This is a genomic window from Hyphococcus sp. (assembly GCF_041986965.1).
Lineage (GTDB): Bacteria > Pseudomonadota > Alphaproteobacteria > Caulobacterales > Parvularculaceae > Hyphococcus.
The window spans coordinates 1346537-1372699 of record NZ_JBHIXB010000001.1 but is presented as its reverse complement, the minus strand read 5'-3'; the positions used below and the strand labels follow the sequence as shown (position 1 = coordinate 1372699).

The following is a 26163-nucleotide window of genomic DNA, read 5'->3' as shown; positions in this document are numbered from 1 at the left end:
TTTATGTAACCTATACGTTACATATGATAAACGCAAAAGATATGGACGCCGTTTTTCAGGCGCTGGCGCATGAAAGCCGCAGACGCATGCTCGACATCGTGAAAGAGGAGCCGGGCATCGGAGTCGGCGCGCTTGCAAGCGAATTCGACGTCAGCCGCATTGCCGTGATGAAGCACCTTGCGGTGCTGGAGGAAGCGAACCTCATCATTTCGGAAAAGGACGGCCGGACGCGCAAGCTCTATTTCAACGCCGCGCCGATCCAGATGATCCACGACCGCTGGACCACCGAGTACAGCGCCTATTGGGCGGGTCAGATGACACGTCTCAAATATCTCGCCGAAGCCCGGCACGACGCCGAGAGGGTGAACAAGAAAAAGGGGACCGACAAGTGAGTGAAGAAAAAAGATTTGTGGAGAAACAGTTTTATCGCGTTGTCATCAACGCGCCGATCGAAACGGTCTGGTCTGAGCTGGTCAATACAAAATCACCGCGTCCTTTTTTCTGGAACGGACGCTGGGATACGAAGGCTATGGCGGCTGGCAACCGGTACCGCATCGCCGCCAATAACGATAAAGTCGTGGCCGTCATCGGTGATATCATTGAAATGGAGCCGCCGAACAAACTGGTGACGACCTTTCAACTCACATCCCTGCCCGATCCCGCTTCAACCGTCACTTATCTCCTAAAAGAAGTCGACGGCGGCACCGAGTTTTCTCTTGTCACGGAACACATCATCGCCGGCTCCAAGAGCGAGAAGTCGATGGAAGCGGGAGCGAAGTTCATCGTCGAGAATTTCAAGGCCTATGTGGAGACCGGCAAGGTCACACTCAGCGCACGCATCATGAATGCGCTTTACGGATTGATGGCGCCGATCACGCCCAAAGCCATGCGCGCTGAAAACTGGCCTCTGGATTAAGGGAGAAAGATAATGGCTAAATCACCCGAAGAAATGGCGAACGCAATGATCGCCAATATGAAGGAAAAGACCGGCAAAACGCTGGCGCAATGGATCGCGATCGCAAAAAAATCCGGCGAAGAAAAACATGGGCAAGTCGTCAAACATCTCAAGGCTGAGCACGGCCTCACCCACGGCTTCGCCAATCTTGTCGCGCATAAATATCTGAAAAGCGACGCGGGCAGCGCCGACGGCGGCGGTGATGCCCTCGTCGCCGCGCAATATGCGGGACCGAAGGCGGACTTAAAGCCGATTTACGACGCGCTCATCAAGGCCGCGAGCGCGCTCGGCAAAGACGTCGAAGCAGCGCCGAAAAAAACCTATGTGAGCCTGCGCCGGAAAAAACAGTTTGCGCTTATCCAGCCATCGACAAAAACCCGTGTCGATCTCGGCATCAATCTGAAAGACGAACCGGCCAAGGGCCGTCTTGAAAAATCGGGGAGCTTCAACGCCATGGTCTCTCATCGCGTTAAGCTCGAAAAACCCGGCGACGTCGACAAGGACGTCAAAGCCTGGCTCAAAAAAGCCTACAGCCAAGCGTGAGATGAAATCGAAAATGGAGGGAGTTATGTCACAATCATCAAAATTGCCGGTCTGGTTCTGGATACTCGCGGCGCTGGCGCTGGTCTGGAATTTACTTGGCGTTTTCGCCTACATTCAGCAAATGACCATAAGCGACGAAGCGCTTGCCGCTTTGCCTGCCGCAGAACGCGCGCTTTATGACGCTTATCCAGCATGGGCGGCGGCCGCGTTCGCCGTCGCCGTTTTCGGCGGCGCCGCTGGTTGTGCTTTGCTCCTCTTGCGCAACAAACTCGCCATCCCCGTCTTCGGCGCTTCGCTCGCAGGGATCGCTGTGCAGATGGTTCATTCCCTGTTCATCGCCAATTCCGTCGCCGTCTATGGCCCCGGCGCCGCGATCATGCCGGTGATGATCGTCGTCATCAGCGCCGCGCTTTTATGGTGGTCGATGCAGCTAAAAGCCAAAGGCTGGATCGGCTGACGCGAACTGCTTTTCACACTTGCATGGCGGCGATTCCGGACCGACCATAACGCCTATGAGCGAGGAACCCTCTGTTCTCACAAAAGCTGACGGGCCGGTGCTGATCGTCACGATCAACCGGCCCGACCGGCGCAACGCCGTCGACAGCGCCGCTGCGAAGACACTGTTTGAAACTTTTCAAAAATTCGATGACGACAAGGACCTCTCTGTCGCGATCCTCACCGGGGCGGGGAGCAACTTCTGCGCCGGTGCCGATTTAAAAGCGCTCGCTTCCGGCGATCAGCGCGAGCTCGCCGAAGACAAAACCGCCGTGAACACGCTGGCGCCCATGGGCCCGACGCGGATGCGGCTGTCAAAACCCGTTATCGCAGCGGTCGAAGGGTTTGCGGTTGCAGGCGGGATAGAGCTCGCGCTCTGGTGCGACCTGCGCGTCGCGGCTGAGGGCGCAACCTTCGGTGTTTTCTGCCGCCGCTTTGGCGTGCCGCTGATTGATCTCGGCACGGTGCGCCTGCCCCGTCTGATCGGTCATTCCCGCGCCATGGATATGATCCTCACCGGCCGTTCGGTCGATGCGAGAGAAGCTTTGGAGTTCGGTCTCGCCAATCGGCTGGCGCCGAAGGGCAAAGCGCTTCACACAGCTCTTGGCCTTGCAAAAGACCTTGCCGCCCTGCCCCAGGGCTGCTTGAAGAACGACCGGCTCTCAGCGCTGGAACAATGGGACCTTTCAGAAGATGAGGCCATGCGCAATGAAATGCGCCGCGGTCTTCAGACTATTTCTTCCGGTGAGACGTTATCGGGCGCGGCCGCCTTCACCGGCGGCGCCGGGCGCGGCGGTCAAAAACGGTGACGTCAGGCGGCGGGCCGCCGCGAGACGAACCCGACGCAATCATATTTCTTCTCTTTCGAAGACAGCGCCGTTTCCATCAGCAGGCGAACGGTTTCAGCCTTTGAATGAACAGGCGGCATAACGCTCGCGTCACCCCCATCTTTGACGATGCCTTCGCGAATATGGTTCTCGGTCGCGCGCCAGGCGTTCTGGAAATGCCGCAGGAAGCCATCGTAATAATCGCTTTCAACCACAAAGCCCGCTTGCTCAATCGCCTTGCGAAGATTGTCCGGTGTGAAGAAATAAAGATGACGCGGCGTATCGAACATTTCCGACATGATGTTGAAGCGTTCAAAATGAGCGCAGGCACAGTTCGGCACCTCGCATAGAAACACGCCGCCCGGGCGCACCAGCGAAAACGCTGTCGCCAGCGTCTTCACAGGGTCGAGGCAATGCTCCAGCGAATGGGTCATCGCGACAATGTCGAAAACCTGGCCCTCCAGCGACGCCGCGGGCGCTTCACCCGTGCCCTGATGCGCCTCAATGCCCGCCTCTTTAAGATGCGCTAGCGCATCGGGATCCGGGTCGAGCCCGGCGGGCCGGGCGCCGAGTTTTTGAAAGCGCTTCAGGAGATCGCCATGGCCGCAACCGATATCGAGGACTCGCGTCTCCGCCGCCGGTTTGCCGGCAAGCGCGATCAACGCCTCAGGCTTTACCGGCTCGCCCTTGTCGAAACGCCAGGCGAGATGATCGCGAATGCGGTCGGGAAAGCTTTGCGCCTCACCTTTCTGGAAATGCGATTCGCCATGGGTGTAATAGGCTTCAAGCTGGTAGAACGCCGGAAGCTCCGCCGCCGAGGGCAGCGGCTCGACGGCGCCAAGGCCGCAATTGCGGCAACGCGTGACGCGCCCATAGGGTGTCGGCGCCAGCGTCTTGGCGTCGATGGGACAATTGAGCCAGTCCTCGCGCTCGCCTCCGCAGAGTATGCAGCCTGCCATCAAGTTTTCCCCAATCTCAGCGGCGCGGATTTCCCCGGACCGATTGCGCTTTGCGCTCTAACAACAACCGGTCTAAATCGTTCTGCCATCAAGCGATTCCCGAAGTGTTAATGAATAGAAAATTATGAGTAAACGTGGCGGTAAAAACGGTTCCGGCGGCAAAAACGGCTCTGGAGGCGACGATCTTTTCGGCGATTATTCCGCCAAGGACATCGAGGTCCTTGAGGGGCTGGAGCCGGTGCGCAAACGGCCGGGGATGTATATCGGCGGCACCGACGAAAAGGCGCTGCATCACCTTTTCGCCGAAGTGCTCGACAACTCCATGGACGAAGCGGTCGCAGGCCACGCCACGCGGATCGAGGTGGAGCTGCATGATGACGGCTATCTTTCCGTCGCCGACAATGGCCGCGGCATCCCCGTGGACGCGCATCCGAAATTCAAGAACAAGTCGGCGCTGGAAGTCATCATGACCACGCTGCATTCGGGCGGCAAGTTCGAGGGCAAGGCCTATGTCACGTCAGGCGGCCTTCACGGCGTCGGCGTTTCCGTCGTCAATGCGCTGTCAGACGATTTGATCGTCGAAGTCTGCCGCGCGCGCACCATGTATCGCCAGTCCTATGCCGAGGGGCATCCGCGCTCGAAACTGGAAAAAGTCGGGCCTGCGCCGAACAAGCGCGGCACCATGATCATGTTCCACCCGGACCCGAAAATTTTTGGGCAAAACGCGAAATTCAAACCGGCGCGGCTTTTCAAAATGGCGCGCTCCAAAGCCTATCTTTTCGGCGGGGTCGAGATCCGCTGGAAATGCGCGCCTTCCCTCATCAAGGACGACACGCCCGCCGAAGCCGTCTTTCACTTCGAGCGCGGACTGACCGATTATCTGAAGACCCTCGCCGGGTCGAAGCCGACCGTCACCGAAGATATTTTCTCCGGCAATGTGCAAAAGAAAGAGGATGGCGGTCACGGCAATCTTGAATGGGCCGTCATCTGGGGCGCGGCCGGTTTCGGTGAAGCCGACGGTTTCGTTCACTCCTATTGCAACACCGTGCCGACGCCCGAGGGCGGCACCCATGAAGCGGGACTGCGCGCCGCGCTGACCAAGGGGCTTAAAGGCTACGCCGAACTCGCAGGCGTCAAGCGCGCGGCGAACATCACCGCCGAAGACGTCCTCGGCACCGCGGGCGCCCTTCTCTCCGTCTTTGTGCGCAACCCGGAGTTTCAGGGCCAGACCAAGGACAAGCTGGCGACCGCCGAAGCCCAGCGCATCGTTGAAAACACCGTGCGCCCGGCCTTTGACCACTGGCTCGCCTCAAACCCGAAACAGGCGGGCACCCTTGTGGACTGGGTCGCCGACCGCGCTGACGAACGCATGCGCCGCCGCAAGGAAAAGGAAGTCTCGCGCCAGCAGGCGACGCGCAAGCTTCGCCTTCCCGGCAAGCTCGCCGACTGTTCCAACGCCAACCGGTCGGGCACGGAGATCTTTCTGGTCGAGGGCGACTCGGCCGGCGGGTCTGCGAAACAGGCGCGCAACCGCGCGACACAGGCGATCCTTCCCCTGCGCGGTAAAATCCTGAACGTCGCAAGCGCGAGCCGCGACAAGATTCTCGCCAATCAGGAAATCGCCGACATGGTTCAGGCGCTCGGCGCCGGGATCGGCGCGAAATTCAATCTCGAAAATCTGCGCTATGAAAAAGTCATCATCATGACCGACGCCGATGTGGACGGCGCCCATATCGCCGCGCTCCTCATCACGTTCTTTCATCAGGAAATGCCGGAGCTCATTCGCGCAGGACGTCTCTATATGGCGCAACCGCCGCTGTTCCGGTTGAGCGCAGGCGGAAAGTCCATCTACGCCATGACCGAAGAAGAGCGCGAAAAGCTCCTCAAGACCGAGTTCAAAGCAAGCCAGAAGGTTGAGGTCGGCCGCTTTAAAGGTCTCGGCGAAATGATGCCGGCGCAGCTCAAAGAAACCACCATGAACCCGGAGACCCGGGCCCTCGCCCGCGTCGTCATCGCCGAAGACAAGGAAGATGAGAGCAGCGACCTCGTCAATCGCCTCATGGGCAAAAAACCCGAAGCGCGCTTCCAGTTCATTCAGGAAAACGCCGCGTTCGTGCGGGATGAGCTGGATATATAGGCGCCTCCTTTTTTCTCCTCCCCCGCCTGCGGGGGAGGTGTCAGACCGAGCGACAGCTCGGGATGACGGAGGGGGCCGCCCCCATCCCCGGCTTCGCCGGTACTTCCCCCGTAAACGGGGGAAGAAGGTCTTCCCGTGAAACAATTCCCGTTTTTCGCCCTCTCCCGCCAGTTTTCGCTAACGTCTTTACTGGGCTGTAGCGCGATCTGGCGCCATTTGACATTTTCTGCTCGCACCATTTTCACTCCATGACTGGCGCGCAAATCACGCCAGCCTGAGAGACGTATACGGCCAAAAGAAAAGTGGTGAAATTTTATCCACGGGTTCCGGTTTGGCCTTATACTACGGCCCGCCGCCGCACGACTATCTCCGGGAACGCCACGCGCTTCCGGGATATTTTTGGAAAAACCTTCCCAGTAATTCTCCCATGTTTCCATATCGCGCTCATACTGAACTTGAGCGTTCCGGTAATTTTCGTAGCAGACATGCAACCGCTTGAAATCGGCATAGGTGGGCGAATCCTTGCTCAGAAAAATTTCTTCCGGCGGTAAATGCAAATCGTTGTCATATCCCGGCCATTCCGGTTTGCGCGCGAGAGGCGGAGGCGGATAGTCATAGCTCCAGTTATCTCTGACATCGTATTCATTGATGAGCTCGTGTTCTTCTGACAATCTTACTCGATCATAGAACACGGAAACGACACGCGCGACCTGCGCCTGACTTGGCGTAGCATAGGGAAAGAAATACGCTTTCTGGGCCAGAAACGCGCCGCAAAGTCCGAGGATGAACACGAATTGGAACACCGTTTCCAAACGGTTTAAGTTTTTGCAATCAAACAAGCGCAATAGCCAAACCACCGCGCATAATACAATTGCGAGTCCAACGATCTGGAACGGCGACCAAAAGCTCTCCCAACCGTCAAGCCATGACAAAGGATACTCACACCCAACCATTAGTGTGGTGGTGTAAAAGTGAAAGAACCAATAGCTGAGACCAAAGCCTAGAAGAAAAATTGTGAAGGGCGAGACAGCAATCGGATGCTTTGAGCGGGCCGCTCGTTTGATTTTTATCCAATTGGCTAAACGCTTACCCATTTCCCCTCCTGTCGAAAAATATGGTGGCGCAAATTACATGGGACAAGGTCACAAGCGTGGAAACGCAGTGCAGCATTCTCAAAAAAAACGCCTTGACATTCTCTCTGAACGAACTATTCACCCCTCCCCACGCGTGAACGGTCACGCGCAATGGGCTGGAGCCCATAAGGAGCAATGGATGAAAACGCGCAATTACAATTGGCTTATCGCCGTCTGAACCGCGCCGCCCTCTCTTCCGTAGGCGGAGCGTGACGACTACGCCGCCCTTGTATTTTCATTGAAGAGAGACATCCGATGACTTTCCATCAAGCAAATGGACTGCGGGCGCTCGCGCCTGTGGTCAGCGCGCCTGACCCGCCCGCCGCGGCCGCCATGACCGGCGGCGCCTATGGCTGGCTCACGCCCTATATCGCCGCACTCGCCGCGAGGAATGCGCGCATCGCCGCATGCGCGCTGACCTTGAAGCGCCGGGAGCTGCATTTTATCGGGCTATGCCTGGCGCTGATGGGCGACAAGCGCGACGACGCCGATCATTTCGCTGCTTTTGCTGCGGACTATGGCCGGCTGCCGCAACGCTCCGTCCTTGCAAATCATATCGATCCGTCGGGACCGGCTTACTCGCCGAAAGTCGTCACCCTCGCCTCCCGCCTCGCCGGGGCGCCGTGGCGGGTGAACGGCTATCGCAAGCTGGAGGCGCTGTTCTCAGAGTCGCACGCCCGCAAGACGCTGCGTCACATGCCGGCGATCACGCGCCGCACGGTTGCGATTCTCTGGCGTCTGCCGCCCGAATACCGGACGACGGGCGTTTTGAAGATGGTGCGCCGGCGCCGTGATTTGAGTGAGGTTATCTTCGCCATTGAGATTGTGCGCCGCGTGCGCATTGATCTTGATGACCGGCAGATTATCGCCTCGCTCGAAAAAGCGGATGGCGGCTATATCCGCGAATGGGTGATGCGCCACTATGAGCGCATCCCTTTTCCGGAACCGCCGACACCGGCTTTGGTGATCGACGGTGTCGAAGCTTTGCGCCCACTCGCTTGCTTCGACGCCTTGGCCGAGGCCGCGCGTGAGTTCGACAATTGCATTCGCGACTATCTGTGGCGGGTGCTGAAAGGCGATACTTATTTCTACCGCTATGCGCCGAAAGCGGGAGAAAAAGGCGTCGCCATCGTCGAGCTGCGCCGGGCGCCGGTGATCGGCTGGGTCGTGCATGAAGCGCTCGGCCCGAAAAACGACGCCATCAAGGGCGCTGAGCGCGCGGCGATCCTCAGCGCTTTCCGCAAGGCTGGCGTCGGCGCGGCGCCGCAGGCGGTAAATCCGGACGCCTGGTTCGATCTGGGCTAAGGCTTAGTAAGGGCGCGTCATGACCAAACTGGACATGGCGCGCCCACTCCCCATATTGCATGGGTCTTATGAACCTTCTCATCATCACTCTCATCGCCGGGGCCGGGCTTTTCATCGGCGGTCGCTGGGCGTTGCAACGGCGCAAGACCGAAGCGCTGATGGCGGCGCCGTTGCCCGCGGAGCACCGGAAAATCCTGCGGTCGCGCGTGCCGATCTATAACGCGCTGCCTCATGAGCTGCGCAAACGCCTCGACGGTCTCATCAACCGATTTCTCGCCGAGAAAAAATTCTACGGCGCGCAAGGCTTCGAGATCACGGATGAGGTGCGCGTCGTCATCGCGGCGCAGGCCTGCCTCCTCATCGTCAACAAGGAAAACCGCTGGTTCAAAACGCTTCACACCATTCATGTCTATCCCGCCGTGTTCACAAGCCGCATGGCGCGTGTTGAGGGTAATGTGATGATGGAGCACCGGCCTGTGCGCTCCGGGGAAAGCTGGGCGCGCGGACCCGTCATTCTTTCCTGGGATCAGGCGGCCTATGGCGCCTTCGCCGCCCATGACGGGCATAATGTGGTGATGCATGAATTCGCGCATCAGCTCGACAATGAAACCGGCGTCACCGACGGCTCACCGTTGCTCGACAAGGACCAGAGCGCGTCCCGCTGGGCGCACGTCTTTCAGGATGCTTACGCCCGGCTGCGCGCCGACCTTGAGGCGGGACGCGCGAACATTCTCGATCCTTACGGCGCGACCAATCCGGCGGAGTTTTTTGCTGTGGCGACGGAAGTCTTTTTCGAACGGCCGCGCGAGTTGCGTGAGGAAGAGCCCGCGCTTTATGGAGAGCTCAGCGCGTATTATCAGCTTGACCCGGCGGAGTGGTTTTAACCTCTAGATATGCAACGCATGTCCGAGGGTTCTAAGGGCGGCTTCCTGGAAGGCCTCGCCGAGGGTCGGGTGGGCGTGGATGGTTCCGGCGATGTCGTCGAGGGTCGCGCCCATTTCGATGGCGAGGCCGAAGGCGGTTGAAAGTTCCGAGACGCCTTTGCCCGCCGCCTGAACGCCCAGCACCAGACTGTTGTCGGCGCGCGCGACGATGCGGATGAAGCCGTCTTCCGCCTCCATCGACATGGCGCGGCCATTGGCGCTGAAAGGAAAGTTTTGCACTTTCACGTCATAGCCTGACGATTTCGCCTCTTCCGGCAAAAGCCCAACCGAAACGATTTCAGGATCGGTGAAACAGACGGCGGGGATAGCGCGCTTGTCCCAGGAGCGGTTTTCACCGGCGATGATTTCCGCGACCATCTCGCCCTGCGCCATGGCGCGGTGCGCCAGCATGGGCTCACCCGTGACGTCGCCGATGGCGTAGACGCCGCTCATCGACGTCCGGCATTCCTCGTCGATTTTGATGAACTTGCCATCCATATCGAGAACGAGCTTGTCGCGGCCCCAGCCTTCGGTTTTCGGGGCGCGGCCCACCGTGACGAGGATCTTTTCCGCTTTCACCGTTTGCGCTTCGCCATCCTTCGTTTCGATGTCGAGGCCTTTTTTCGATTGACCTTTGGCTTTCGCGCCGAGCAGCACCTCAACGCCGAGGCGTTTCAATGTTTTTTCGACAGGCCGCGTCAGCTCCTTGTCGTAAAGCGGGAGGATCTTCTCCATCGCCTCGACGACGGTGACTTTTGCGCCGAGTTTCGCAAACGCAATGCCGAGCTCCAGCCCGATATAGCCCGCGCCGACAACCGCCAGCGTTTTCGGCGGCGTTTCAAGCGACAGCGCTTCCGTCGATGAGATAACGTTATCGCCGAACGGCAGGAACGGCAGCTCCACCGGAACGGACCCTGTCGCAATGATGATATTCTCCGCGCGGATGCGATAATCGTCATCGCCGCCTGTCACATCGACTGTCTTGCCGTCGACAAACGTCGCCCAGCCGGCAATGCTGCGCACCTTGCTTTTCTTCAACAGCCCGCCGACGCCGCCCGTCAGGCGCTTGACGATGCCGTCTTTCCATTCAAGCGTTTTGGCGAAGTCGATCCCGGGCTTGCCGGCCTTGACGCCAATCGCAGACTCGCCAGCGAAGTGCGTTGCTTTTTCAAACTCATCGGCGGCGTGAATGATCGCCTTCGACGGAATGCAGCCGACATTCAAACAGGTGCCGCCGTGATATTGCCCCTCGACAATGACGCAATCGAGACCGAGCTGGCCGGCGCGGATCGCCGCCACATAACCGCCCGGGCCGGCGCCGATGACGAGAAGTTTGCAGGTCAGGTCTTCCATATACTCAATCAATCCGTATGCGAATATTTGATTGGGGCCCCAACCCCAATCAATCAATAAAAATCATCGCCGGGGTTTCGAGCAGCGCTTTCAAGCGCTGGACAAAGACCGCCGCGTCCCAGCCGTCGATCACGCGATGATCGAAGCTGGAGGAAAGGTTCATGATTTTGCGCGGCGTGAACTCGGTTCCGTTCCAGCGCGGCAGGGTCTGCATCTTGTTGACGCCGACAATCGCGACTTCCGGATGATTGATCACCGGCGTCGTGACGATGCCGCCCATGGCGCCGAGCGACGTAATCGTGATGGTGGAGCCGGAGAGTTCCTCGCGGCTCGCCTTGCCTTCTTTAGCGGCTTCGGAAAGCCTTGCGACTTCCGCCGCGCAGTCCCAGAGGTCGCGCGCCTCGGCGTGTTTCACCACCGGCACCATGAGGCCGTTCGGCGTTTGCGCGGCGACGCCGATATGCACGCCGCCATATTGATGGATGACGCCGGCCTCATCGTCATAAATCGCATTCAAATGCGGCTGTTCCGAGATCGCTTTCACCATGGCGCGCATCAGGAAAGGCAGGATCGTGAGCTTCGGCCTTCCTTCCTTGCGCGTCCGGTTCAGCTCGGCGCGCAAATCTTCGAGCGCGGTGACATCCACCTCATCAACATAGGTGATGGGCACGATGCGGTTGTTCGCCGCTTCCATCTTTTCCGCGATCTTACGGCGCAGGCCAATCACCGGCACATCGGTGACGGCGGTGTTGCGCCTTAAGACGGCGCCCGGAACCGAGGCCGTTTGCCCGTCGCTGGCGAAGAACGCGTCGAGATCCTCATGGGTGATGCGGCCCGCCGGGCCCGTTCCCGGCACGCGGCGCAAATCGGCGCCGGCGTCGGCCGCGCGTTTTCTCACCGCAGGCGAGGCCAGCGGTTTTTCGCCTTCTTGTCTCGGGGCGCCGGCCGGCGCGGGGCGCGGCATGGCGGACTTCGGGGCCGAAGCCGGCGCCGCGCCATTGGGTTTCGGTTTTTCCGCGTTCGGCGCCGGTTTTTCTTCCGCCTTCTTTTCTTCTTTCTTTGTCTCCGGCTCGGCGGCAGGCGCCGCAGCGGGGGCCTCCCCCGGCTTCACATTGCCGGCGCCGTCGACTTCAAGGCGCACCAGCGGCGAGCCGACCGCCAGCACTTCACCGATCTCGCCGCCGCGCCAGATGATCTTGCCTTCGACAGGCGACGGGATCTCCACCGTCGCCTTGTCGGTCATCACCGACGCAATCACCTCGTCCTCGCGCACATTGGCGCCGAGATCGACCAGCCATTCCACGAGCTCAGCTTCAGCAACGCCCTCGCCCACATCGGGCAGCTTGATGACATGTTCGCCCATCAGGCGGCCTCCATCACTTTTTTGAATGCATCGCCCACGCGCTTCGGTCCCGGGAAATAATCCCACTCATGGGCGTGCGGATAAGGCAGGTCATAACCGGTCACGCGTATCACCGGCGCCTCGAGATGGTAAAAACAATTCTCCGCGACAATCGCCGCGAGTTCCGCGCCATAGCCGCAGGTCCGCGTCGCCTCATGCACGATAACACAGCGGCCGGTTTTCTTCACGGATGTTTCGATCGCTTCCATGTCGAGCGGCAGGAGCGTGCGCAAGTCGATGATCTCCGCATCGACGCCGGCTTCTTCCGCCGCGGCTTCGGCGACATAGACCATGGTGCCGTAAACAAGGACGGTAACCTCAGATCCTTCACGCCGGATCGCCGCCTTGCCAAGCGGCGTGGTGTAATAGTCGTCGGGAACTTCGCCCAGTTCATGTTTTGACCAGGGCGTCACCGGACGGTCGTGATGCCCGTCGAAAGGCCCGTTATAAAGACGCTTCGGTTCCAGGAACATCACCGGGTCATCGTCTTCGATGGACGCAATCAGGAGCCCCTTGGCATCGTAAGGGTTCGATGGAATGACCGTCTTGATGCCGGAAATATGCGCAAACAGCGCTTCGGGGCTTTGGCTGTGGGTCTGGCCGCCGAAAATACCGCCGCCCGTGGGCATGCGCACCACCATCGGCACGGTGAAATCGTTGTTTGAACGATAGCGGATACGCGCCGCTTCCGATGCGATCTGGTCAAATCCCGGATAAACATAGTCCGCAAACTGAATTTCGACGCAAGGACGGAGGCCGTAGGCCCCCATCCCGACTGCAGCGCCGATAATGCCGGTCTCGCTGATCGGCGCATCGAAACAGCGCTCGCGGCCGTATTTTTCCTGGAGGCCTTGCGTGCAGCGGAAAACACCGCCGAAGAAACCCACATCCTCCCCGAAGACGACAACGTTGTCGTCGCGCGCCATGGCGTTATCCATGGCGCTGCGGATCGATTGAATCATGGTCATGCGCGACATCGTTTAAAACCCCGCTTCCTGACGCTGACGGCGAAGATGCAGCGGCATTTCCTTGTACACATCGTCGAACATGCTGGCGGGAGAGGAGTGCGGCCCGTCATGGAGCGTGCCGTTCTTTTCCGCCTGCTTTTGCGCCTCGGCGACTTCCGTCTCCAGAAGCTGCTGCATCTGATGATGTTGCGCATCAGACCAGACGCCGCGCTTGATAAGATAATCTTTGAGGCGCTCCACCGGATCGCCCAGCGGCCACGATGTCGACTCTTCTTTCGCGCGATAGGCCGACGGGTCGTCTGACGTTGAATGGGCGCCCATGCGATAAGTGACATGTTCAATTAGCGTTGGCCCCAACCCCATGCGCGCACGCTCCGTCGCCCATTTGGCGACGGCGTAAACAGCAAGATAGTCGTTGCCGTCAACGCGCAAGGACGGAATGCCAAAACCGAGACCTCTGGAGGCGAACGTCGCGGCGCCGCCGCGCGCAATGCCCTGAAAGGTTGAGATCGCCCACTGATTATTGACGATGTTCAACACGACGGGCGCGCGATAGGTCGATGCAAACACCAGAGCCGAATGGAAATCGTTCTCCGCCGTCGAGCCTTCGCCAATCCATGATGTCGCGATCTTGGTGTCGCCCTTGATCGCCGACGCCATGGCCCAGCCAACGCCCTGAATGAATTGCGTCGCGAGATTGCCGGAGATGGTGAAGAAGCCATGTTCTTTCGAACAATACATAATCGGCAGCTGTCTGCCTTTCAGCGGGTCAGCAGCATTCGAATAGATCTGGTTCATCATGTCGACCATGGGATAGTCGGTCGACAAAAGAAGCCCCTGCTGACGATAGGTCGGGAAGTTCATATCGCCCGGCTTCAACACTTTCGAGAATGCGCAGGCGATCGCCTCTTCCCCGAGGCACTGCATGTAAAAGCTGGTCTTGCCCTGACGCTGGGCCATGGTCATGCGCGCATCAAAGGCGCGCACCCGCAACATGTCTTCCAGGCCCGCCTTCACCTGTTCATCGTCGAGCATGCCCGCCCACGGGCCGACCGCTTCGCCTTCCCGGTTCATGACGCGGATAATCGTGTAAGCCAGATCGCGAATATCGCCCGCATCCCCATCCACCGGCGGCATCAGCGCGGCGCCGGCCTTAGGGATCGGGACATTGGAAAAATCCGGCTTGTCGCCGGGGCGAAATTCAGGCTCTGGAACGTATAACGATAGCGGCGGTCTGTCGCTCATCCGTCTCTCCGGTTTCCTCCCGCCCATCTTACACAACGCCTATGGACGGTTCGTTTACGCCAATCTTAAAGGCTTGTTTTCCGGGCGGTTTACCGCGCCCGGCATGAACCGCGCAATGGCGCAGGAGCACTATGGCGAAAAAGAGCGTGGACGCGTTTCTTACTGAGACTTCAAGGTTGAATCTGCCACCCGCCTTGGCGCGCGTAGCAGAAGATAAAGAGCCCGATTACCAGCCGCCCCCACCGCCGCCGCCTCCGCCGCCGCCGGAAAAACCGCCGCCGCTTGAACCGGAAGACGAGGAACTTTGCGGCAAGGCGCTCGACACGCCGGAAGACATGCTCGACACGAGTGCGCTGTTGAGACCGTTTAGGGAGCGATAGCCTCGCCTGTGCATAGTTGCCCAGCGAGGCTGATAGCTCGCCGCCTCTTCGGGAATCAGTTTTTCGAAATGGCGCGTCCAGGGCTCCTCGACGCCGAGCGCGACAGCGTAGGGGAGAAAACGCTCATAGCGCTCCACTGTCATGGGCGGCGGGGCGTCACTGCCCACTTTCACAGCGTTCAGCTGTAGCTTTTCAGCGGTTTTGAGATAAAGGCGGAAACCTTCGATCTCGGTCCGCACGCGCTGTCCACGTTCCGTCGGCGCCGGCAGAAAATAGGAAAAGACAACACTTAAAATAATAAGCGCGACGACAGCGGCTGCCTGCCATCCTGTCCAGCCAAGAGACATAATGCTCGCCAGGACAACCGCACCGATTGTCAGCCATACGCCGAATATCAAAAATCCCGTATTCCATTTGAAAAACGGTTTGCCGAAATCTTTGCCGACTTCCCGCTTTAGCCCGTTATAGGCATGGGTAAAAGCTGAATCATAACCGTCGCCGAGCGTAAACGACTTACGCGGATTGAATATCCGGTCGAGCAACGCCGCTTCTTCCGGCGCAAGCTCGCTATGCGACTTTGTAATCCTCGTTAGCGTTGTTTTCTTTTTATCCTCTGCATCAATCTTGATGCGGTCCTTGACGGCAAGGCTCATGAGCGTCGCGATCAAGGCGCGATGACCTGAAAAACGCCGGTGATAGATGTGATGCACTGCGGCCGGCGACAAGTCATCCGGCGGCGCGTAACGCGGAAAAACAGGTCCCTTCGCCGGGTCGCGCCCCACCCTGTCATAGGTGTAAAGGTAAAACGCCGTCAGCAATGACAAGGCAATCGCAAGAATAATCGACGACGCATTGCGCCGCAGCCATTCGGCAAACCGGTCGGACGCCGAGGGCGGATCGACCACACCTTTTTCAAAGCCAACCGCAACGGTCAGCCCTTCGCGAAGGGCAAGCGGCTCAGTCGTCGTAAAAACATGCGCGCCATTCTCATAGGCGTATTGGTAGTTGCGTTCTGCAGCGCCGAGCGACCCGGTATAGCCCGCCGTCGATACGGCGCCCGCGCCGCCGGGAAGACGAACCACAGCGCGCGCCTTTAGAATCGGGAAGTTCCAGTAATTTCCGGTCGCGTTCCAGTAGACTTCATCATAGCCATCGAAATAGCGGATCTGATTTTTCACCTCATATTCGATTTCATACTCATAGACGCCGCTATCCAGATAGACATCCGCATCGCCGATGCGGATGCGATAGGCGTTGCCTACGCGCTCAATGGCGTAGGGTTCCTTTCGTCCATCGCGTTCAACGCTTTTTACTTTGTAACTGTAGGGAAGATCGACACCGCCTTTTTCATAATACCGCGGCAGATCGCGGAATATGCCGCGCCGGATCTGCCGTCCTTCCGAGGTGACCTGAATTTTTTCCGTGACCGTGATGTCGCCATTTTTGCGAACACCGATTTCAACATCGAAATTCTCGATCTGCTCCGCAGCTTGCGCCAGCGCGGGCCATAACAGCGCCGCCAGTGCAATCAGCAACACGCGCATCGTCATGCGCCGATCCCCAAAGATGGAACCGCGCGATCAGCAGTCTCTATCTCAAAATAGTCCCGTCTGGAAAATCCGAACGGCGCCGCGAACAAATTGACGGGAAAACTTTCGATGAGCGTATTCAACTCGCGCACGGCGCCATTGTAAAATCGTCGCGCCATTTCAATCTTGTCTTCGGCATCCGACAGCTCCTTTTGTAACTCAAGAAAATTGCCGCTCGCCTTGAGGTCGGGATAATCTTCAGCGACGGCGATCATCTGGCGCACCGGTTGCGACAGCGCGCTTTCCGCCTCGCCGCGCGCCGCCGGATCGTCCCCCGCCGCCAGGGCCGCATTACGTTTTGCGATCACATCCTCAAACAATTGCCGCTCATGTACAGCATAGCCCCGCACCGTCTCCGCCAATTGCGGAATGAGGTCGGCCCGTCGTTTTAACTGCACGTCGATATCGGCCCAGCCATTCCTGGTCATCTGCCGCTTTTGCACGAGGAGATTGTAAACAACCGCCAGCGCGACAGCCAAAATGACGATCAGCCCAAGGACAATGAAACCAAAATTCATGAAAATCCCTCCCGCCTGTTCCTATATATAAACGCGTTTCAGGGAATTTTAAGAGCGGCCCCGCGCTATCCCTTGGCGAGTTTCGCCCATTCCGCTTCGGTCAGCACCGCTATGCCCAACTCTTCGGCTTTTTTAAGCTTCGATCCGGCGCCGGGTCCGGCGACAACGTAATCCGTCTTCGCCGACACTGAACCAGAGACTTTGGCGCCGAGGGCCTGCGCCCGCGCTTTAGCTTCCTCACGGGTCATGGTCTCAAGCGTGCCGGTGAAAACCATCGTCTTGCCGGCGACAGCGCTGGACGCATTCACAGTTTCCGCTTTTTCCGGCGTCACTTCTTTTAACAGGTGGTCGACGGCGTCACGATTATGCTCTTCGTCGAAAAAATCGATGACGCCGCGCGCCACCAGCGCGCCGACGCCGTCAATGGACAGCATATCCTGATAGGCTTCGCTCTCTTCGTCGCGAGCTTTCACTGCCGCGGCGTAGAAGGCGTTGAAATCGCCGTAATGGTTCGCGAAAAGCCGCGCATTGGTTTCACCCACATGCCGGATGCCGAGCGCATTGATAAACCGCGCCGTCGAGATCGATCGCCGCTCCTCAATGGCGTCAAAAAGATTGTGGACAGACTTTTTATTGGTCGCAACCGGATGGCCGTCTTTCAGCGCCAGATCGCCATCCGCCTTTTTCTTATATGTAAAGAGATCGACCTTCCCGTCATTTTGGCGCTGGCGCAGCGTAAAGATGTCAGCCGGCTCCTTGATGATCCCTTCTTCGTGGAAGGCGGCGATCTGTTTCTCGCCGAGCCCTTCAATATCAAAGGCCAGCCGCGATACGAAATGCTTCAACCGCTCGACAGCCTGGGCGTCGCAGACAAGACCGCCGGTGCAACGCCGGTCTACATCCGCCTTGCCGGTGTTGGGATTGACCTCATTGACGGCGTGACTGCCGCAAACGGGGCAATGATCGGGAAAGACATATTGCTTCGCGCTTTTGGGCCGCTTTTCCTTCAGGACCTCCACCACTTGCGGAATGACGTCGCCGGCGCGCTGTATGATCACCGTGTCGCCTTCGCGGATGTCCTTTTCCTCGATGTAATCCGCGTTGTGCAAAGTGGCGTTCGACACGACAACGCCGCCGACAGTGACCGGCGTCAGGCGCGCCACGGGCGTCAGCTTGCCCGTGCGGCCCACCTGAATGTCGATCTTTTCAAGGACGGTCGTTGCTTTTTCAGCCGGAAATTTATGAGCGATCGCCCAGCGCGGCGCGCGTGAGACATAGCCAAGGCGTAGCTGGTAATCGAGCCGGTCCACCTTGTAGACGACGCCGTCAATATCGTAGCCCAGCGTCGCGCGCTCAGCCTCAATTTGGCGGTAATGGGCCAGCATCTCGTCAACGCTGTCACAACGTTTGGCGAGCGGATTGATTTTGAACCCCAGCTTTTTGAACCGCTGGATCGCATCCCATTGCGTTTTGGCGAGCGGCTCGCTCACCTCCCCCCAGGCATAGGCGAAGAAATGGAGCGGGCGAGACGCCGTGATCGCCGCGTCGAGCTGGCGGAGCGACCCGGCGGCGGCGTTGCGTGGATTGGCGAACGGCTCGTGCGCTTTTCCTTCTTCCTCGGCCTCGCGCTCAAGGCGCTCGTTCAGCGCCTCGAATTCTTCAAGGCTCATATAGACCTCGCCGCGCACTTCAAAAATCTCAGGCGCGGCTTTCAGCGCTGTGGGGATGTCGCCGATGGTCAGCACATTGCCGGTGACATTCTCGCCGGTCTCTCCATCGCCGCGTGTCGCCGCAACCTTAAGGGCGCCGCCTTCATAGCGAAGGTTGAGCGATAACCCGTCAATTTTCGGCTCGGCTGTAAATGAGAGTTTTTCATCCTCACTCAGCCCCAGAAACCGCCGCACACGCTTTTCAAAGTCGAAAACGTCTTCATCATTGAAGGCGTTGTCGAGAGACAGCATGGGAACGGCGTGTTTTGATTTTTCGAACTTCGTCGACGGGGCGGCGCCGACCTTGTCCGAAGGCGAGTCTTTGCGCTTCAGTTTCGGGAAGCGCTTTTCGATGAGCAGGTTGCGCCGGCGCAGCGCGTCATATTGCGCGTCCGTGATCTCCGGCTTGTCATGCTCATAATAAGCCTGGTCCGCACGCGTGATGACTTCCGCAAGGCGCTCAAGCTCCGCTTCCGCCTCTTCGGACGAAAGCTTGTTTACCGGAATCGAAGAAAAGTCTCTTGCTTTTTTTTTCGCGGCCATGATCTGTCAGCTTCGGCGTTACGCGCGTTTGCGCGCCGGCGTTTTCCTTGACGCCGCTTTTTTGGACGCAGCCTTTTTGGCCGTAACTGGTTTTGAGGTAAAGGGGGCGCCAAGCAAGCGTCTTGCGGCCGCACGGGCTTCGTTGGTCACTTCAGCGCCGGAAAGCATGCGCGCAATTTCCTCAATACGATCCTCAGACTCCAGCGGTGTGACTTTCGTCAGGGTTGACGATTTGGTCTGGGTCTTTTCGATGCGCCAATGAGCGCCGGCCCGGGCCGCCACCTGTGGCGAGTGGGTGACCACCAGAACCTGCGCATCCGCAGCAAGGCGCGCGAGACGTTCGCCAACCGCATCAGCGACAGCGCCGCCGACGCCGGCGTCAACTTCATCAAAGATGATGACAGTGCGGTTTTCCTTGGCGGCGAGCGCAGCCTTCATGGCGAGGACGAAGCGCGAAAGTTCGCCGCCTGACGCAATGGTTTTCAGTGGCCCCGCCGGAGCCCCAGGATTGGTCGCCACCATAAATTCAACGGCGTCATACCCTTCCGATGCAGGATGATTTTCATCCGTTCGAATGCGGGTGGAAAAAGCCGCCTTGCCAAGCTTTAAGGGCGCAAGCTCCCTCGCAACGGCGCTGTCGAGTTTTTTCGCCGCCGCATTGCGGTCTTTTGAGAGCGCCCGCGCCGCCTTGTCATAAGCGTCGCCGGTTTTTTTCACGTCTGCTTCCAGCGCTTCAAAAGCGGCCTCGCCCAATTCCAGCTCTTCAAGCGCTTGTCGCGCCTTTTGCAGAAATCCTGCGAGCGCATCGGGCGTCACGCCATGTTTGCGGGCTTCCGCACGAAGCGCAAACAAACGCTCTTCAACATGGTCAAGCTCATCGGGATCGGCGCCGAAGCGGTCAATCGCGGCTTCAAGGGCGCTGCGCGCCTCCGCCGCCTCATTCAGCGCCGCGTCGAGACGCGTCGCGGCCTGATGAAGCGGATTGTCTTCGCCTTCGATTTGCGCCGCCGCCCGTTCAATCCGGCGCAAGGCGGTTGCGAGCTTATCATCGAAGGCGCCTTCGCCGATCGCTGTCATGGCCGCATTCAGATCTTCGGCGATTTTATCGGAAGCCATCAGTTCCGTGCGGCGTCCCGCAAGGGCGACTTCTTCATCGGCTTGCGGATCAAGCTTGCCAAGCCGGTCGACGACATGGCGCAGATAATCCGCTTCACGCAGATTGGCGTCACGCTCGCGCTTTTTCTCATCGAGCGCTTCCACAGCGTCACGCCATCGCCGCCAAAGATCGGAGACGGCTGCGACCTTTTTCTGCAGACCGCCGAATTCATCAAGCATGCCGCGATGCGCCGAAGCCGTTAACAACCCGCGGCCGTCATGTTGACCGTGAATTTCGATCAGCGTTTCACCGACTGAACGCAACATCGCAATCGACACCGGCTGGTCATTGACAAAACCGCGCCCGCGGCCGTCCGCTGTCTGCACACGCCGGAGGATCACCTGATCCTCTCCGGTGTCGAGACCGTTTTCTTCCAGCACTTTCCAGACCGGGTGGTTTGCTTGCGGTTCGAAGATGACGGAGACGACGCCCTGCTTCGCGCCCTGCCGCACGGCGCCGCGCTCGGCGCGTCCGCCCACGGCGAGGCCCAGCGCATCGAGCAGGATCGACTTGCCCGCCCCGGTTTCCCCGGTCAGCGCCGTCATGCCGGGCCCAAGCGCGAGGCGCGCCTGATCGATCAGCACGAAATCCTGAATATGAAGCGCGGTGAGCATTGGCGACGCGAATACCCCTTTCACGGGAGAGCGCCCCGCGAATGACAGACAAAGGATTTATCGCAGTTTGACGGCCGGTTAAAGCTCGTCCTGAACCTCTTCCAGCGGGTTCTCCGGCAGATTATCGGACGGCCCCAGCGCTTCCAGCTCGGACGGGCTTGGCGGCTCGATGGCGCGCAATTCGTCAGGATCAATGTTTTCCACCGACGGAGCGGCTTCTTTGAGCTTTTCAGGCTTGCGGCGCACTGGCTGGGCGCCTTCGGCGACAATGTTGCGCTGCTCGAAAAGCTTGTAACTGTCCTGATACCAGCGGCTGCCGGGATAGTTATAACCCAGAACGGCAGCGGCGGCGCGCGCCTCATCAATAATGCCAAGTTCGATATAGGCCTCGGTGAGGCGGTGCAGCGCCTCCGGCACATGGCTCGTCGTCTGATAGTCGGTGATGACTTTCTTGAACCGGTTGATGGCGGCGATGTGCTTGTTCTGCTTCAGATAGAAGCGGCCGATATACATCTCCTTGCCGGCGAGGTGGTCGTTGGTGAGATCGAGTTTCAGACGCGCATCGCGCGCATATTCCGTATCCGGATAACGGCGCACGACATCAGTCAGCGCTTCAACCGCATTATTAGTGAATTCCTGATCGCGGCCCACATCGCGAATGCGTTCATAGTGACACATCGCTTTCAGGTAATAAGCGTAGGCTGCATCCTTGTTGCCAGGATGGAGCGCAAGAAACTGGTCTGCCGCCGTGACCGCCTCTTCATAGTCATTGCCTTGATAATAAGCGAAGGCTTTCATCAACATCGCGCGTCGCGCCCAGGCGGAATAAGGGTGCTGGCGCTCGACTTCCTCAAAATATGCGATGGCGCGCTCATAGCGCTTGCGCTCAAGATCCTTCACCGCAAGGTCGTAAAGAATCTCCACCGGCCGCTCCACATAGGCAAAGCGCTGTTTCTTTTTGCCGGAAGAGCCGCACGCCACAACGGCGAACGAAGCGGCAAGAATGAGGAGGAGTTTGGCCAGGAACGCAAAACGCATTTTCACGGGGGAAAGCACCTTCCATCTACAGCCCATGGGCGAGGTCCGAAGACCTCGCCTGAACGCCGACCGCCGGCGATTGAGCAACGGGCCGGAATATCTAGTTGGCCCCGAGCCCTCGTGTCAAACGCCGCCGGCGTCCAACAGCGGCTCAGGCCGTGGCGCGCGCGGGCTGAGGGGTCTCGGCTTGCGCCTGTTTGAGATAGAGGGCGGCGCGGGTGTTGAGGTCATGTCCGGGTTTGACTGCATGAATGCGCCCGATCACCGGCCCGCCGAGGAGGTAGAGATCGCCAATCAGGTCGAGCGCCTTGTGCAGTGCAAACTCCGCCGGATCGCGCAAAGGCTCTTCATTGAGCACGCGATCGCCATCAACAACAATGCCATTCGACAAGGCGCCGCCACGGATCAGGCCCGCTGCGCGCAGCGCCTCCACCTCATTGAGCCTGCAAAAAGTGCGCGCACTGGCGAGGCGCGCGATCACCGCCGGATCATCGAGATCGAGACACAAAGACTGGCGGCCAATCAGGCAGTCGTCAAAATCGATCTCGATTTCCACAAGCCTGCCCGCATGAGGCGCTACCTTGATGGAGCGCTCCCCGTCGGCGACGCGCTCCGTCTCCGTAATCACCAGAGGCCGGCGGCGCGACCGCAGCTCGGAGAGACCCGCCTGTGCGATCTCTGTCACAAAGGCGGCGGCGCTGCCGTCAAGAATGGGAATTTCCGGTCCGTCAATCTCGACTGTCACATTATCGACGCCAGTGAGCGCCAAGGCCGCCATTAAATGCTCGACGGTCGCAACGCTCACACCAGCCTCATTTATGAGCGTGGTGCCGTGATTGGCGCAGGCGACATTTTCAGGAATAGCGGCAATTACATTGTCGGGCGCGGCGAGATCAGTGCGCTGGAATATAATCCCCGCATCGGCGGCGGCCGGCGTCAATACAACCCGGCAGGCTTCGCCGGAATGCAAGCCCACCCCCGCAAACTCCACCGTTTTCTTGAGCGTCCGCTGGAAGGCGGGATTACGCATATCTTGCTCACTCGTCAGGCGCGAAACGACGTCCCCCACACCGCCCTTCGGACCCCCCGCCGGGCGGCGCGCCAAGTTCCAAGACCATAACGATTTCTTGCGAGTGCGAATAGCGGTCATGATGAATGTTTGTTTCCAATTGCTACAGCGACGCGCCGGCTCCAAACGCAAACCGCGCTCGCAGCCCTTAGGCTGGAGCGCGATTCATTTCTTATAACAGCACCTTAGGGGATTCCCCTAATACTCAACCTGTCTTCTTCTTGCGGAGAAAGGACGGGATTTCGAGATCGGCGTCCGCCTGGTCGTCGAACAGATCCCCCCGCGGTCCAGCCGCCGGTTTGGGCGATTCAGGCGCGCGCGGCGGGGCAATGTCCCGGCGATCGTCGCCGCCGCCGAGCGACTTGAACATGTCTACGGCCGCCTCGAGCGAATGTTTGCCGAGCGCCTGGGCGCCGCGGAAAGGGTTGGCGTTCTGCTGTTTCGGCTCCGCAGCGGGGCGGGCCGGACGCTGGGCGCGAACCGGCTCACGCTGCGCCTGCTGCTGCGGGCGGGCCTCAGCGGGCTGGCCCTCGGTCAGCATCTTGCGGATCCGCTCGTGAACGTCGCCGACCGGATTGACCGCCGGCGCCGCCGCAGCGGAGCCCCGCGCAACCGGAGCCGGGCTTGCAGCCGTGGCCGGAGATGAAAGCGGACGCGATGCCGGAACGGATGGCGCCGACATCGTAGTAGCCTGCGCCGACGCCTGAGCCGGGGCGGCGGCCGGGCGATCGACCGGAGTCGGCTCGCGCCAGGGTTTGGAAACGGCGCCCGTATTGATCTTGATCTGCGGACGTGACTGATCTCTTTCTTCAATGTCGATTCCGGTCGCGACGACGGAAACACGAACCTTGCCTTCAAGATCCTGATTGAAGGTGGAGCCGACAATGATGTTGGCGTCGGGGTCGACTTCAGCGCGGATACGGTTCGCGGCCTCGTCGACTTCGAACAGAGTCATATCCATGGACCCAGTGATGTTGATGAGGACGCCCTTCGCGCCTTTCATGGATTGCTCATCCAGGAGCGGATTTGAAATCGCGGCTTCGGCGGCCTGAATGGCGCGTTTTTCGCCTTCCGCTTCGCCCGTGCCCATCATCGCCTTGCCCATTTCACTCATCACCGTGCGCACATCGGCGAAGTCGAGATTGATGAGACCCGGCATGACCATCAGATCGGTGATGCCTCTGACGCCTGAATGCAGCACCTGGTCCGCCATGGCGAAGGCTTCATGGAACGTCGTGCGCTCATTGGCGATCGCAAAGAGATTCTGGTTCGGAATGATCAAAAGCGTATCCACATGCTTTTGCAATTCTTCAATGCCCGCGGTGGCGAGGCGCATGCGCCGCGCGCCTTCGAAGTGAAACGGCTTCGTGACGACGCCGACCGTCAGGATGTCGCGTTCCTTGGCGGCCTTGGCGATGACCGGCGCGGCGCCCGTGCCTGTGCCGCCGCCCATGCCGGCGGTGACGAACAGCATATGCGCATTGCCGACATGTTCGAGGATTTCATCGAGAGACTCTTCGGCGGCCGCACGCCCGATATCAGGAATGGACCCAGCGCCGAGCCCTTGCGTGGTTTTGACGCCGAGCTGGATCTTGTTCGGCGCCTTAGCAAGCCCCACCGCCTGCGCGTCGGTGTTGGCGACCACGAACTCCACGCCCTCAAGCTGGCTTTCGATCATGTTGTTGACGGCGTTTCCGCCTGCCCCGCCAACGCCGATAACGGTGATGCGGGGTTTCAGTTCTGTCAGTTCCGGCACGCTGAGATTAAGTGGCATGGAGTTCTCCGATGATGCGCATTTTGTCGGGGCTGTCGGGGCGCCCTTTCCCCCTTGGTAAATCCTTCGTTAAAGAATCGTTCAGAACCCTTTCCAAATGGTTAACAGGCTCTTAACGACTCCCGGCTGGCTCTCTTTTTTTCAAGAGAAACGCCGCCGGCGGTGTGATGCTTTGGCGCGGTCTTCGGAATGAGATAAGCAACGACCCGAAAACGCGGTTTTAGAACTTCGCACGCAGCCAGGATTCCACCCCGCCAAGCACGGATGATCTGTTTCCTGCTTGGGGTGATTGGCGCAAAAGGCCAAGACCTGTTTCACGTTCGGCGCCTAAATTTGCGTAATGCTGAACAAGCCCGGCGCAGACGGCGAAGCCGGGCGCAGATGCAGCTTCCGGCGAACCGGCGAGCGTCGCCGGACGGCCGAGCCGGCTTTTCATCACCAGCGTGCGTTCGGCGACTTCACGGGCGCCGACAAGGAGGGAGCCGCCGCCGGTCAGCACGACCCGGCGCAAACCAGAACGGCGCATGCCGTCATCGGGAAGCTGGCCGGAAACAAGTTCGAAAATTTCTTCAAGGCGCGGCAGGATCACTTCGCAAATATCGGCGCGGGACGCGCGCGCGGTTTCGCCCGGAACGCCAAGCTGCGGGAAGTCGACAAAACGATGTTCGTCGCCCGGCCCCATCAACGCAGAGCCGTAGAGCGTTTTCACGCGCTCCGCATGCGCGAGCGAGGCGCCGAAAATCTGTGCGATGTCGCGGGTGATATGGCCGGCGCCGACGGGCACGCCGCCGCATTCCACAAGCGCGCCATTGTCATAGACGGCGAAATCGGTCGACGCCCCGCCAATATCGATCATGATGACGCCAAGTTCTTTTTCGTCTTCAAGGAGAACCGCCTCAGCGGCGGCGTAAGGCGCGGCGGCGAATTCCTCAACTTTCAAATCGCAGCGTTCGATCAGGTCAGCGAGATTATCGAGATAGCTCTGGCGCGCGCCCACGGCGAACATCTGTGTCGACAGAATGCTGCCGGAAAGGCCGATGGGATCGCCCAGCCCCTCCTCGCCATCGAGCTTGAAGCCCGCCGCAATGGCGTGAAGCGGCGCGCAATCGGGCGGCGTCGCGATTTTCATGCCTTCGGCGAGGCTGTCGTCAACATCTTCGCGGGCGACGACGCCGCCGGCGATTTCAAGATCGACGCCGATGCGCCGCGCGCGCAAATGTTTGCCCGGCACGGCGACAACAAGACGGCCCACATGTTCGCCCGCCATGCGTTCGGCGGCCTCGACGGCGCCGCGCACAGCCGTTTCCACCGCCTCCACGGCCGCGCTGCCGCGCGCATGCGCCGGTGCGCCATAACACCCGACGCCGACGATTTCAGCATGAAGACCGTGGCCTTCTTCTTCATTGATGCGGGCAATAAAGCAGGAAACCTTGGACGCGCCGATGTCGAGCGCGGCGGCAAGCGTTTCATCCTTGCGGCGTTTTCTGGCTTTGGATTTTGGCGCCACTTTTGCCCTCACTCGCGGCGT

Annotated in this window: 22 protein-coding genes; 8 read left to right on the top strand and 14 right to left on the bottom strand. The window is 59.5% G+C overall.

Features of this window, described 5'->3' with window-relative positions:
* Positions 1-41 precede the first annotated feature (41 nt).
* From ACFC5L_RS06870 to ACFC5L_RS06850, 5 genes are read left to right on the top strand one after another with little or no spacing between them, the layout of a single operon-like run.
* Positions 42-392 carry an ArsR/SmtB family transcription factor gene (locus ACFC5L_RS06870; protein WP_375201016.1) on the top strand — a complete coding sequence of 117 codons (351 nt, stop codon included), beginning with the start codon at positions 42-44 and terminating at the stop codon, positions 390-392.
* Entirely contained in the window at positions 389-916 is a 528-nt protein-coding gene (locus tag ACFC5L_RS06865; protein WP_375201017.1) for an SRPBCC domain-containing protein, read from the top strand. Before ACFC5L_RS06870 ends, ACFC5L_RS06865 begins: the two co-directional genes overlap by 4 nt.
* Positions 917-928: 12 nt before the next feature.
* Positions 929-1498 carry a DUF4287 domain-containing protein gene (locus tag ACFC5L_RS06860; RefSeq protein WP_375201018.1) on the top strand — a complete coding sequence of 190 codons (570 nt, stop codon included), beginning with the start codon at positions 929-931 and terminating at the stop codon, positions 1496-1498.
* A 25-nt stretch (positions 1499-1523) separates the two neighbouring features.
* Positions 1524-1955, top strand: coding sequence for a hypothetical protein (locus ACFC5L_RS06855; RefSeq protein ID WP_375201019.1), 432 nt, complete (start codon positions 1524-1526; stop codon positions 1953-1955).
* 55 nt (positions 1956-2010) lie between these two features.
* Positions 2011-2802: a crotonase/enoyl-CoA hydratase family protein gene (locus tag ACFC5L_RS06850; protein ID WP_375201020.1), complete on the top strand. Its 792-nt coding sequence runs from the start codon at positions 2011-2013 to the stop codon at positions 2800-2802.
* A 2-nt stretch (positions 2803-2804) separates the two neighbouring features.
* Here ACFC5L_RS06850 and ACFC5L_RS06845 read toward each other — a convergent pair whose 3' ends face one another.
* Positions 2805-3779, bottom strand: a complete 975-nt coding sequence (locus ACFC5L_RS06845; RefSeq protein ID WP_375201021.1) for a class I SAM-dependent methyltransferase — start codon at positions 3777-3779, stop codon at positions 2805-2807.
* 124 nt (positions 3780-3903) lie between these two features.
* Here ACFC5L_RS06845 and parE point away from each other — a divergent pair, with 124 nt between their 5' ends.
* On the top strand, positions 3904-5916 hold the full coding sequence (gene parE, locus ACFC5L_RS06840; RefSeq protein ID WP_375201022.1) for a DNA topoisomerase IV subunit B: 2013 nt from the start codon (positions 3904-3906) through the stop codon (positions 5914-5916).
* Here the strand turns inward: parE and ACFC5L_RS06835 are convergent.
* Positions 5874-7010 carry a hypothetical protein gene (locus ACFC5L_RS06835; RefSeq protein ID WP_375201023.1) on the bottom strand — a complete coding sequence of 379 codons (1137 nt, stop codon included), beginning with the start codon at positions 7008-7010 and terminating at the stop codon, positions 5874-5876. The two genes, parE and ACFC5L_RS06835, sit on opposite strands and share 43 nt — an antisense overlap.
* 294 nt (positions 7011-7304) lie before the next feature.
* Between ACFC5L_RS06835 and ACFC5L_RS06830 the strand changes: the two genes are divergently transcribed.
* Positions 7305-8354, top strand: coding sequence for a hypothetical protein (locus tag ACFC5L_RS06830; protein WP_375201024.1), 1050 nt, complete (start codon positions 7305-7307; stop codon positions 8352-8354).
* 68 nt (positions 8355-8422) lie between these two features.
* Positions 8423-9238: a M90 family metallopeptidase gene (locus ACFC5L_RS06825; RefSeq protein WP_375201025.1), complete on the top strand. Its 816-nt coding sequence runs from the start codon at positions 8423-8425 to the stop codon at positions 9236-9238.
* A gap of 3 nt (positions 9239-9241) precedes the next feature.
* Here the strand turns inward: ACFC5L_RS06825 and lpdA are convergent, their stop codons facing one another.
* From lpdA to ftsA, 12 genes are all read right to left on the bottom strand, one after another.
* Positions 9242-10630 carry a dihydrolipoyl dehydrogenase gene (gene lpdA / locus ACFC5L_RS06820; RefSeq protein WP_375201026.1) on the bottom strand — a complete coding sequence of 463 codons (1389 nt, stop codon included), beginning with the start codon at positions 10628-10630 and terminating at the stop codon, positions 9242-9244.
* A 49-nt stretch (positions 10631-10679) separates the two neighbouring features.
* Entirely contained in the window at positions 10680-11993 is a 1314-nt protein-coding gene (locus ACFC5L_RS06815; protein ID WP_375201027.1) for a dihydrolipoamide acetyltransferase family protein, read from the bottom strand.
* Positions 11993-13009: an alpha-ketoacid dehydrogenase subunit beta gene (locus ACFC5L_RS06810; protein WP_375201028.1), complete on the bottom strand. Its 1017-nt coding sequence runs from the start codon at positions 13007-13009 to the stop codon at positions 11993-11995. The genes ACFC5L_RS06815 and ACFC5L_RS06810 overlap by 1 nt, the downstream gene beginning before the upstream one ends.
* 3 nt (positions 13010-13012) lie before the next feature.
* Positions 13013-14245 carry a 3-methyl-2-oxobutanoate dehydrogenase (2-methylpropanoyl-transferring) subunit alpha gene (locus ACFC5L_RS06805; RefSeq protein ID WP_375201029.1) on the bottom strand — a complete coding sequence of 411 codons (1233 nt, stop codon included), beginning with the start codon at positions 14243-14245 and terminating at the stop codon, positions 13013-13015.
* Positions 14246-14471: 226 nt separating this feature from the next.
* Positions 14472-16175, bottom strand: coding sequence for a DUF2207 domain-containing protein (locus ACFC5L_RS06800; protein WP_375201030.1), 1704 nt, complete (start codon positions 16173-16175; stop codon positions 14472-14474).
* Positions 16172-16732: a LemA family protein gene (locus ACFC5L_RS06795; protein WP_375201031.1), complete on the bottom strand. Its 561-nt coding sequence runs from the start codon at positions 16730-16732 to the stop codon at positions 16172-16174. Before ACFC5L_RS06795 ends, ACFC5L_RS06800 begins: the two co-directional genes overlap by 4 nt.
* Before the next feature lie 65 nt (positions 16733-16797).
* A complete protein-coding gene (gene ligA / locus ACFC5L_RS06790; RefSeq protein ID WP_375201032.1) occupies positions 16798-18984 on the bottom strand; it encodes an NAD-dependent DNA ligase LigA in 2187 nt (728 codons plus the stop codon).
* A gap of 18 nt (positions 18985-19002) precedes the next feature.
* Complete coding sequence (gene recN / locus ACFC5L_RS06785; RefSeq protein WP_375201033.1) at positions 19003-20754, bottom strand: DNA repair protein RecN; 1752 nt, start codon at positions 20752-20754, stop codon at positions 19003-19005.
* A gap of 78 nt (positions 20755-20832) precedes the next feature.
* The gene (locus tag ACFC5L_RS06780; protein WP_375202337.1) at positions 20833-21792 is read right to left on the bottom strand and encodes an outer membrane protein assembly factor BamD; all 960 of its coding nucleotides are present in this window, start codon (positions 21790-21792) and stop codon (positions 20833-20835) included.
* A gap of 151 nt (positions 21793-21943) precedes the next feature.
* Positions 21944-22822 (bottom strand): UDP-3-O-acyl-N-acetylglucosamine deacetylase, encoded by an 879-nt coding sequence (lpxC, locus tag ACFC5L_RS06775; RefSeq protein WP_375201034.1) that lies wholly within the window; start codon positions 22820-22822, stop codon positions 21944-21946.
* A 244-nt stretch (positions 22823-23066) separates the two neighbouring features.
* A complete protein-coding gene (gene ftsZ, locus ACFC5L_RS06770) occupies positions 23067-24635 on the bottom strand; it encodes a cell division protein FtsZ (RefSeq protein WP_375201035.1) in 1569 nt (522 codons plus the stop codon).
* Between the two features lie 220 nt (positions 24636-24855).
* A complete protein-coding gene (gene ftsA / locus ACFC5L_RS06765) occupies positions 24856-26142 on the bottom strand; it encodes a cell division protein FtsA (RefSeq protein ID WP_375201036.1) in 1287 nt (428 codons plus the stop codon).
* Positions 26143-26163: the final 21 nt, after the last annotated feature.

Bases quoted from the DNA above. Each gene is read 5' to 3' on its own strand.
- ACFC5L_RS06870 (WP_375201016.1), top strand. From the start codon at position 42: ATGGACGCCGTTTTTCAGGCGCTGGCGCATGAAAGCCGCAGACGCATG.
- ACFC5L_RS06860 (WP_375201018.1), top strand. From the start codon at position 929: ATGGCTAAATCACCCGAAGAAATGGCGAACGCAATGATCGCCAATATG.
- ACFC5L_RS06855 (WP_375201019.1), top strand. From the start codon at position 1,524: ATGTCACAATCATCAAAATTGCCGGTCTGGTTCTGGATACTCGCGGCG.
- ACFC5L_RS06850 (WP_375201020.1), top strand. From the start codon at position 2,011: ATGAGCGAGGAACCCTCTGTTCTCACAAAAGCTGACGGGCCGGTGCTG.
- ACFC5L_RS06845 (WP_375201021.1), bottom strand. From the start codon at position 3,779: ATGGCAGGCTGCATACTCTGCGGAGGCGAGCGCGAGGACTGGCTCAAT.
- parE (WP_375201022.1), top strand. From the start codon at position 3,904: ATGAGTAAACGTGGCGGTAAAAACGGTTCCGGCGGCAAAAACGGCTCT.
- ACFC5L_RS06835 (WP_375201023.1), bottom strand. From the start codon at position 7,010: ATGGGTAAGCGTTTAGCCAATTGGATAAAAATCAAACGAGCGGCCCGC.
- ACFC5L_RS06830 (WP_375201024.1), top strand. From the start codon at position 7,305: ATGACTTTCCATCAAGCAAATGGACTGCGGGCGCTCGCGCCTGTGGTC.
- ACFC5L_RS06825 (WP_375201025.1), top strand. From the start codon at position 8,423: ATGAACCTTCTCATCATCACTCTCATCGCCGGGGCCGGGCTTTTCATC.
- lpdA (WP_375201026.1), bottom strand. From the start codon at position 10,630: ATGGAAGACCTGACCTGCAAACTTCTCGTCATCGGCGCCGGCCCGGGC.
- ACFC5L_RS06815 (WP_375201027.1), bottom strand. From the start codon at position 11,993: ATGGGCGAACATGTCATCAAGCTGCCCGATGTGGGCGAGGGCGTTGCT.
- ACFC5L_RS06810 (WP_375201028.1), bottom strand. From the start codon at position 13,009: ATGTCGCGCATGACCATGATTCAATCGATCCGCAGCGCCATGGATAAC.
- ACFC5L_RS06805 (WP_375201029.1), bottom strand. From the start codon at position 14,245: ATGAGCGACAGACCGCCGCTATCGTTATACGTTCCAGAGCCTGAATTT.
- ACFC5L_RS06800 (WP_375201030.1), bottom strand. From the start codon at position 16,175: ATGACGATGCGCGTGTTGCTGATTGCACTGGCGGCGCTGTTATGGCCC.
- ACFC5L_RS06795 (WP_375201031.1), bottom strand. From the start codon at position 16,732: ATGAATTTTGGTTTCATTGTCCTTGGGCTGATCGTCATTTTGGCTGTC.
- ligA (WP_375201032.1), bottom strand. From the start codon at position 18,984: ATGGCCGCGAAAAAAAAAGCAAGAGACTTTTCTTCGATTCCGGTAAAC.
- recN (WP_375201033.1), bottom strand. From the start codon at position 20,754: ATGCTCACCGCGCTTCATATTCAGGATTTCGTGCTGATCGATCAGGCG.
- ACFC5L_RS06780 (WP_375202337.1), bottom strand. From the start codon at position 21,792: ATGCGTTTTGCGTTCCTGGCCAAACTCCTCCTCATTCTTGCCGCTTCG.
- lpxC (WP_375201034.1), bottom strand. From the start codon at position 22,822: ATGCGTAATCCCGCCTTCCAGCGGACGCTCAAGAAAACGGTGGAGTTT.
- ftsZ (WP_375201035.1), bottom strand. From the start codon at position 24,635: ATGCCACTTAATCTCAGCGTGCCGGAACTGACAGAACTGAAACCCCGC.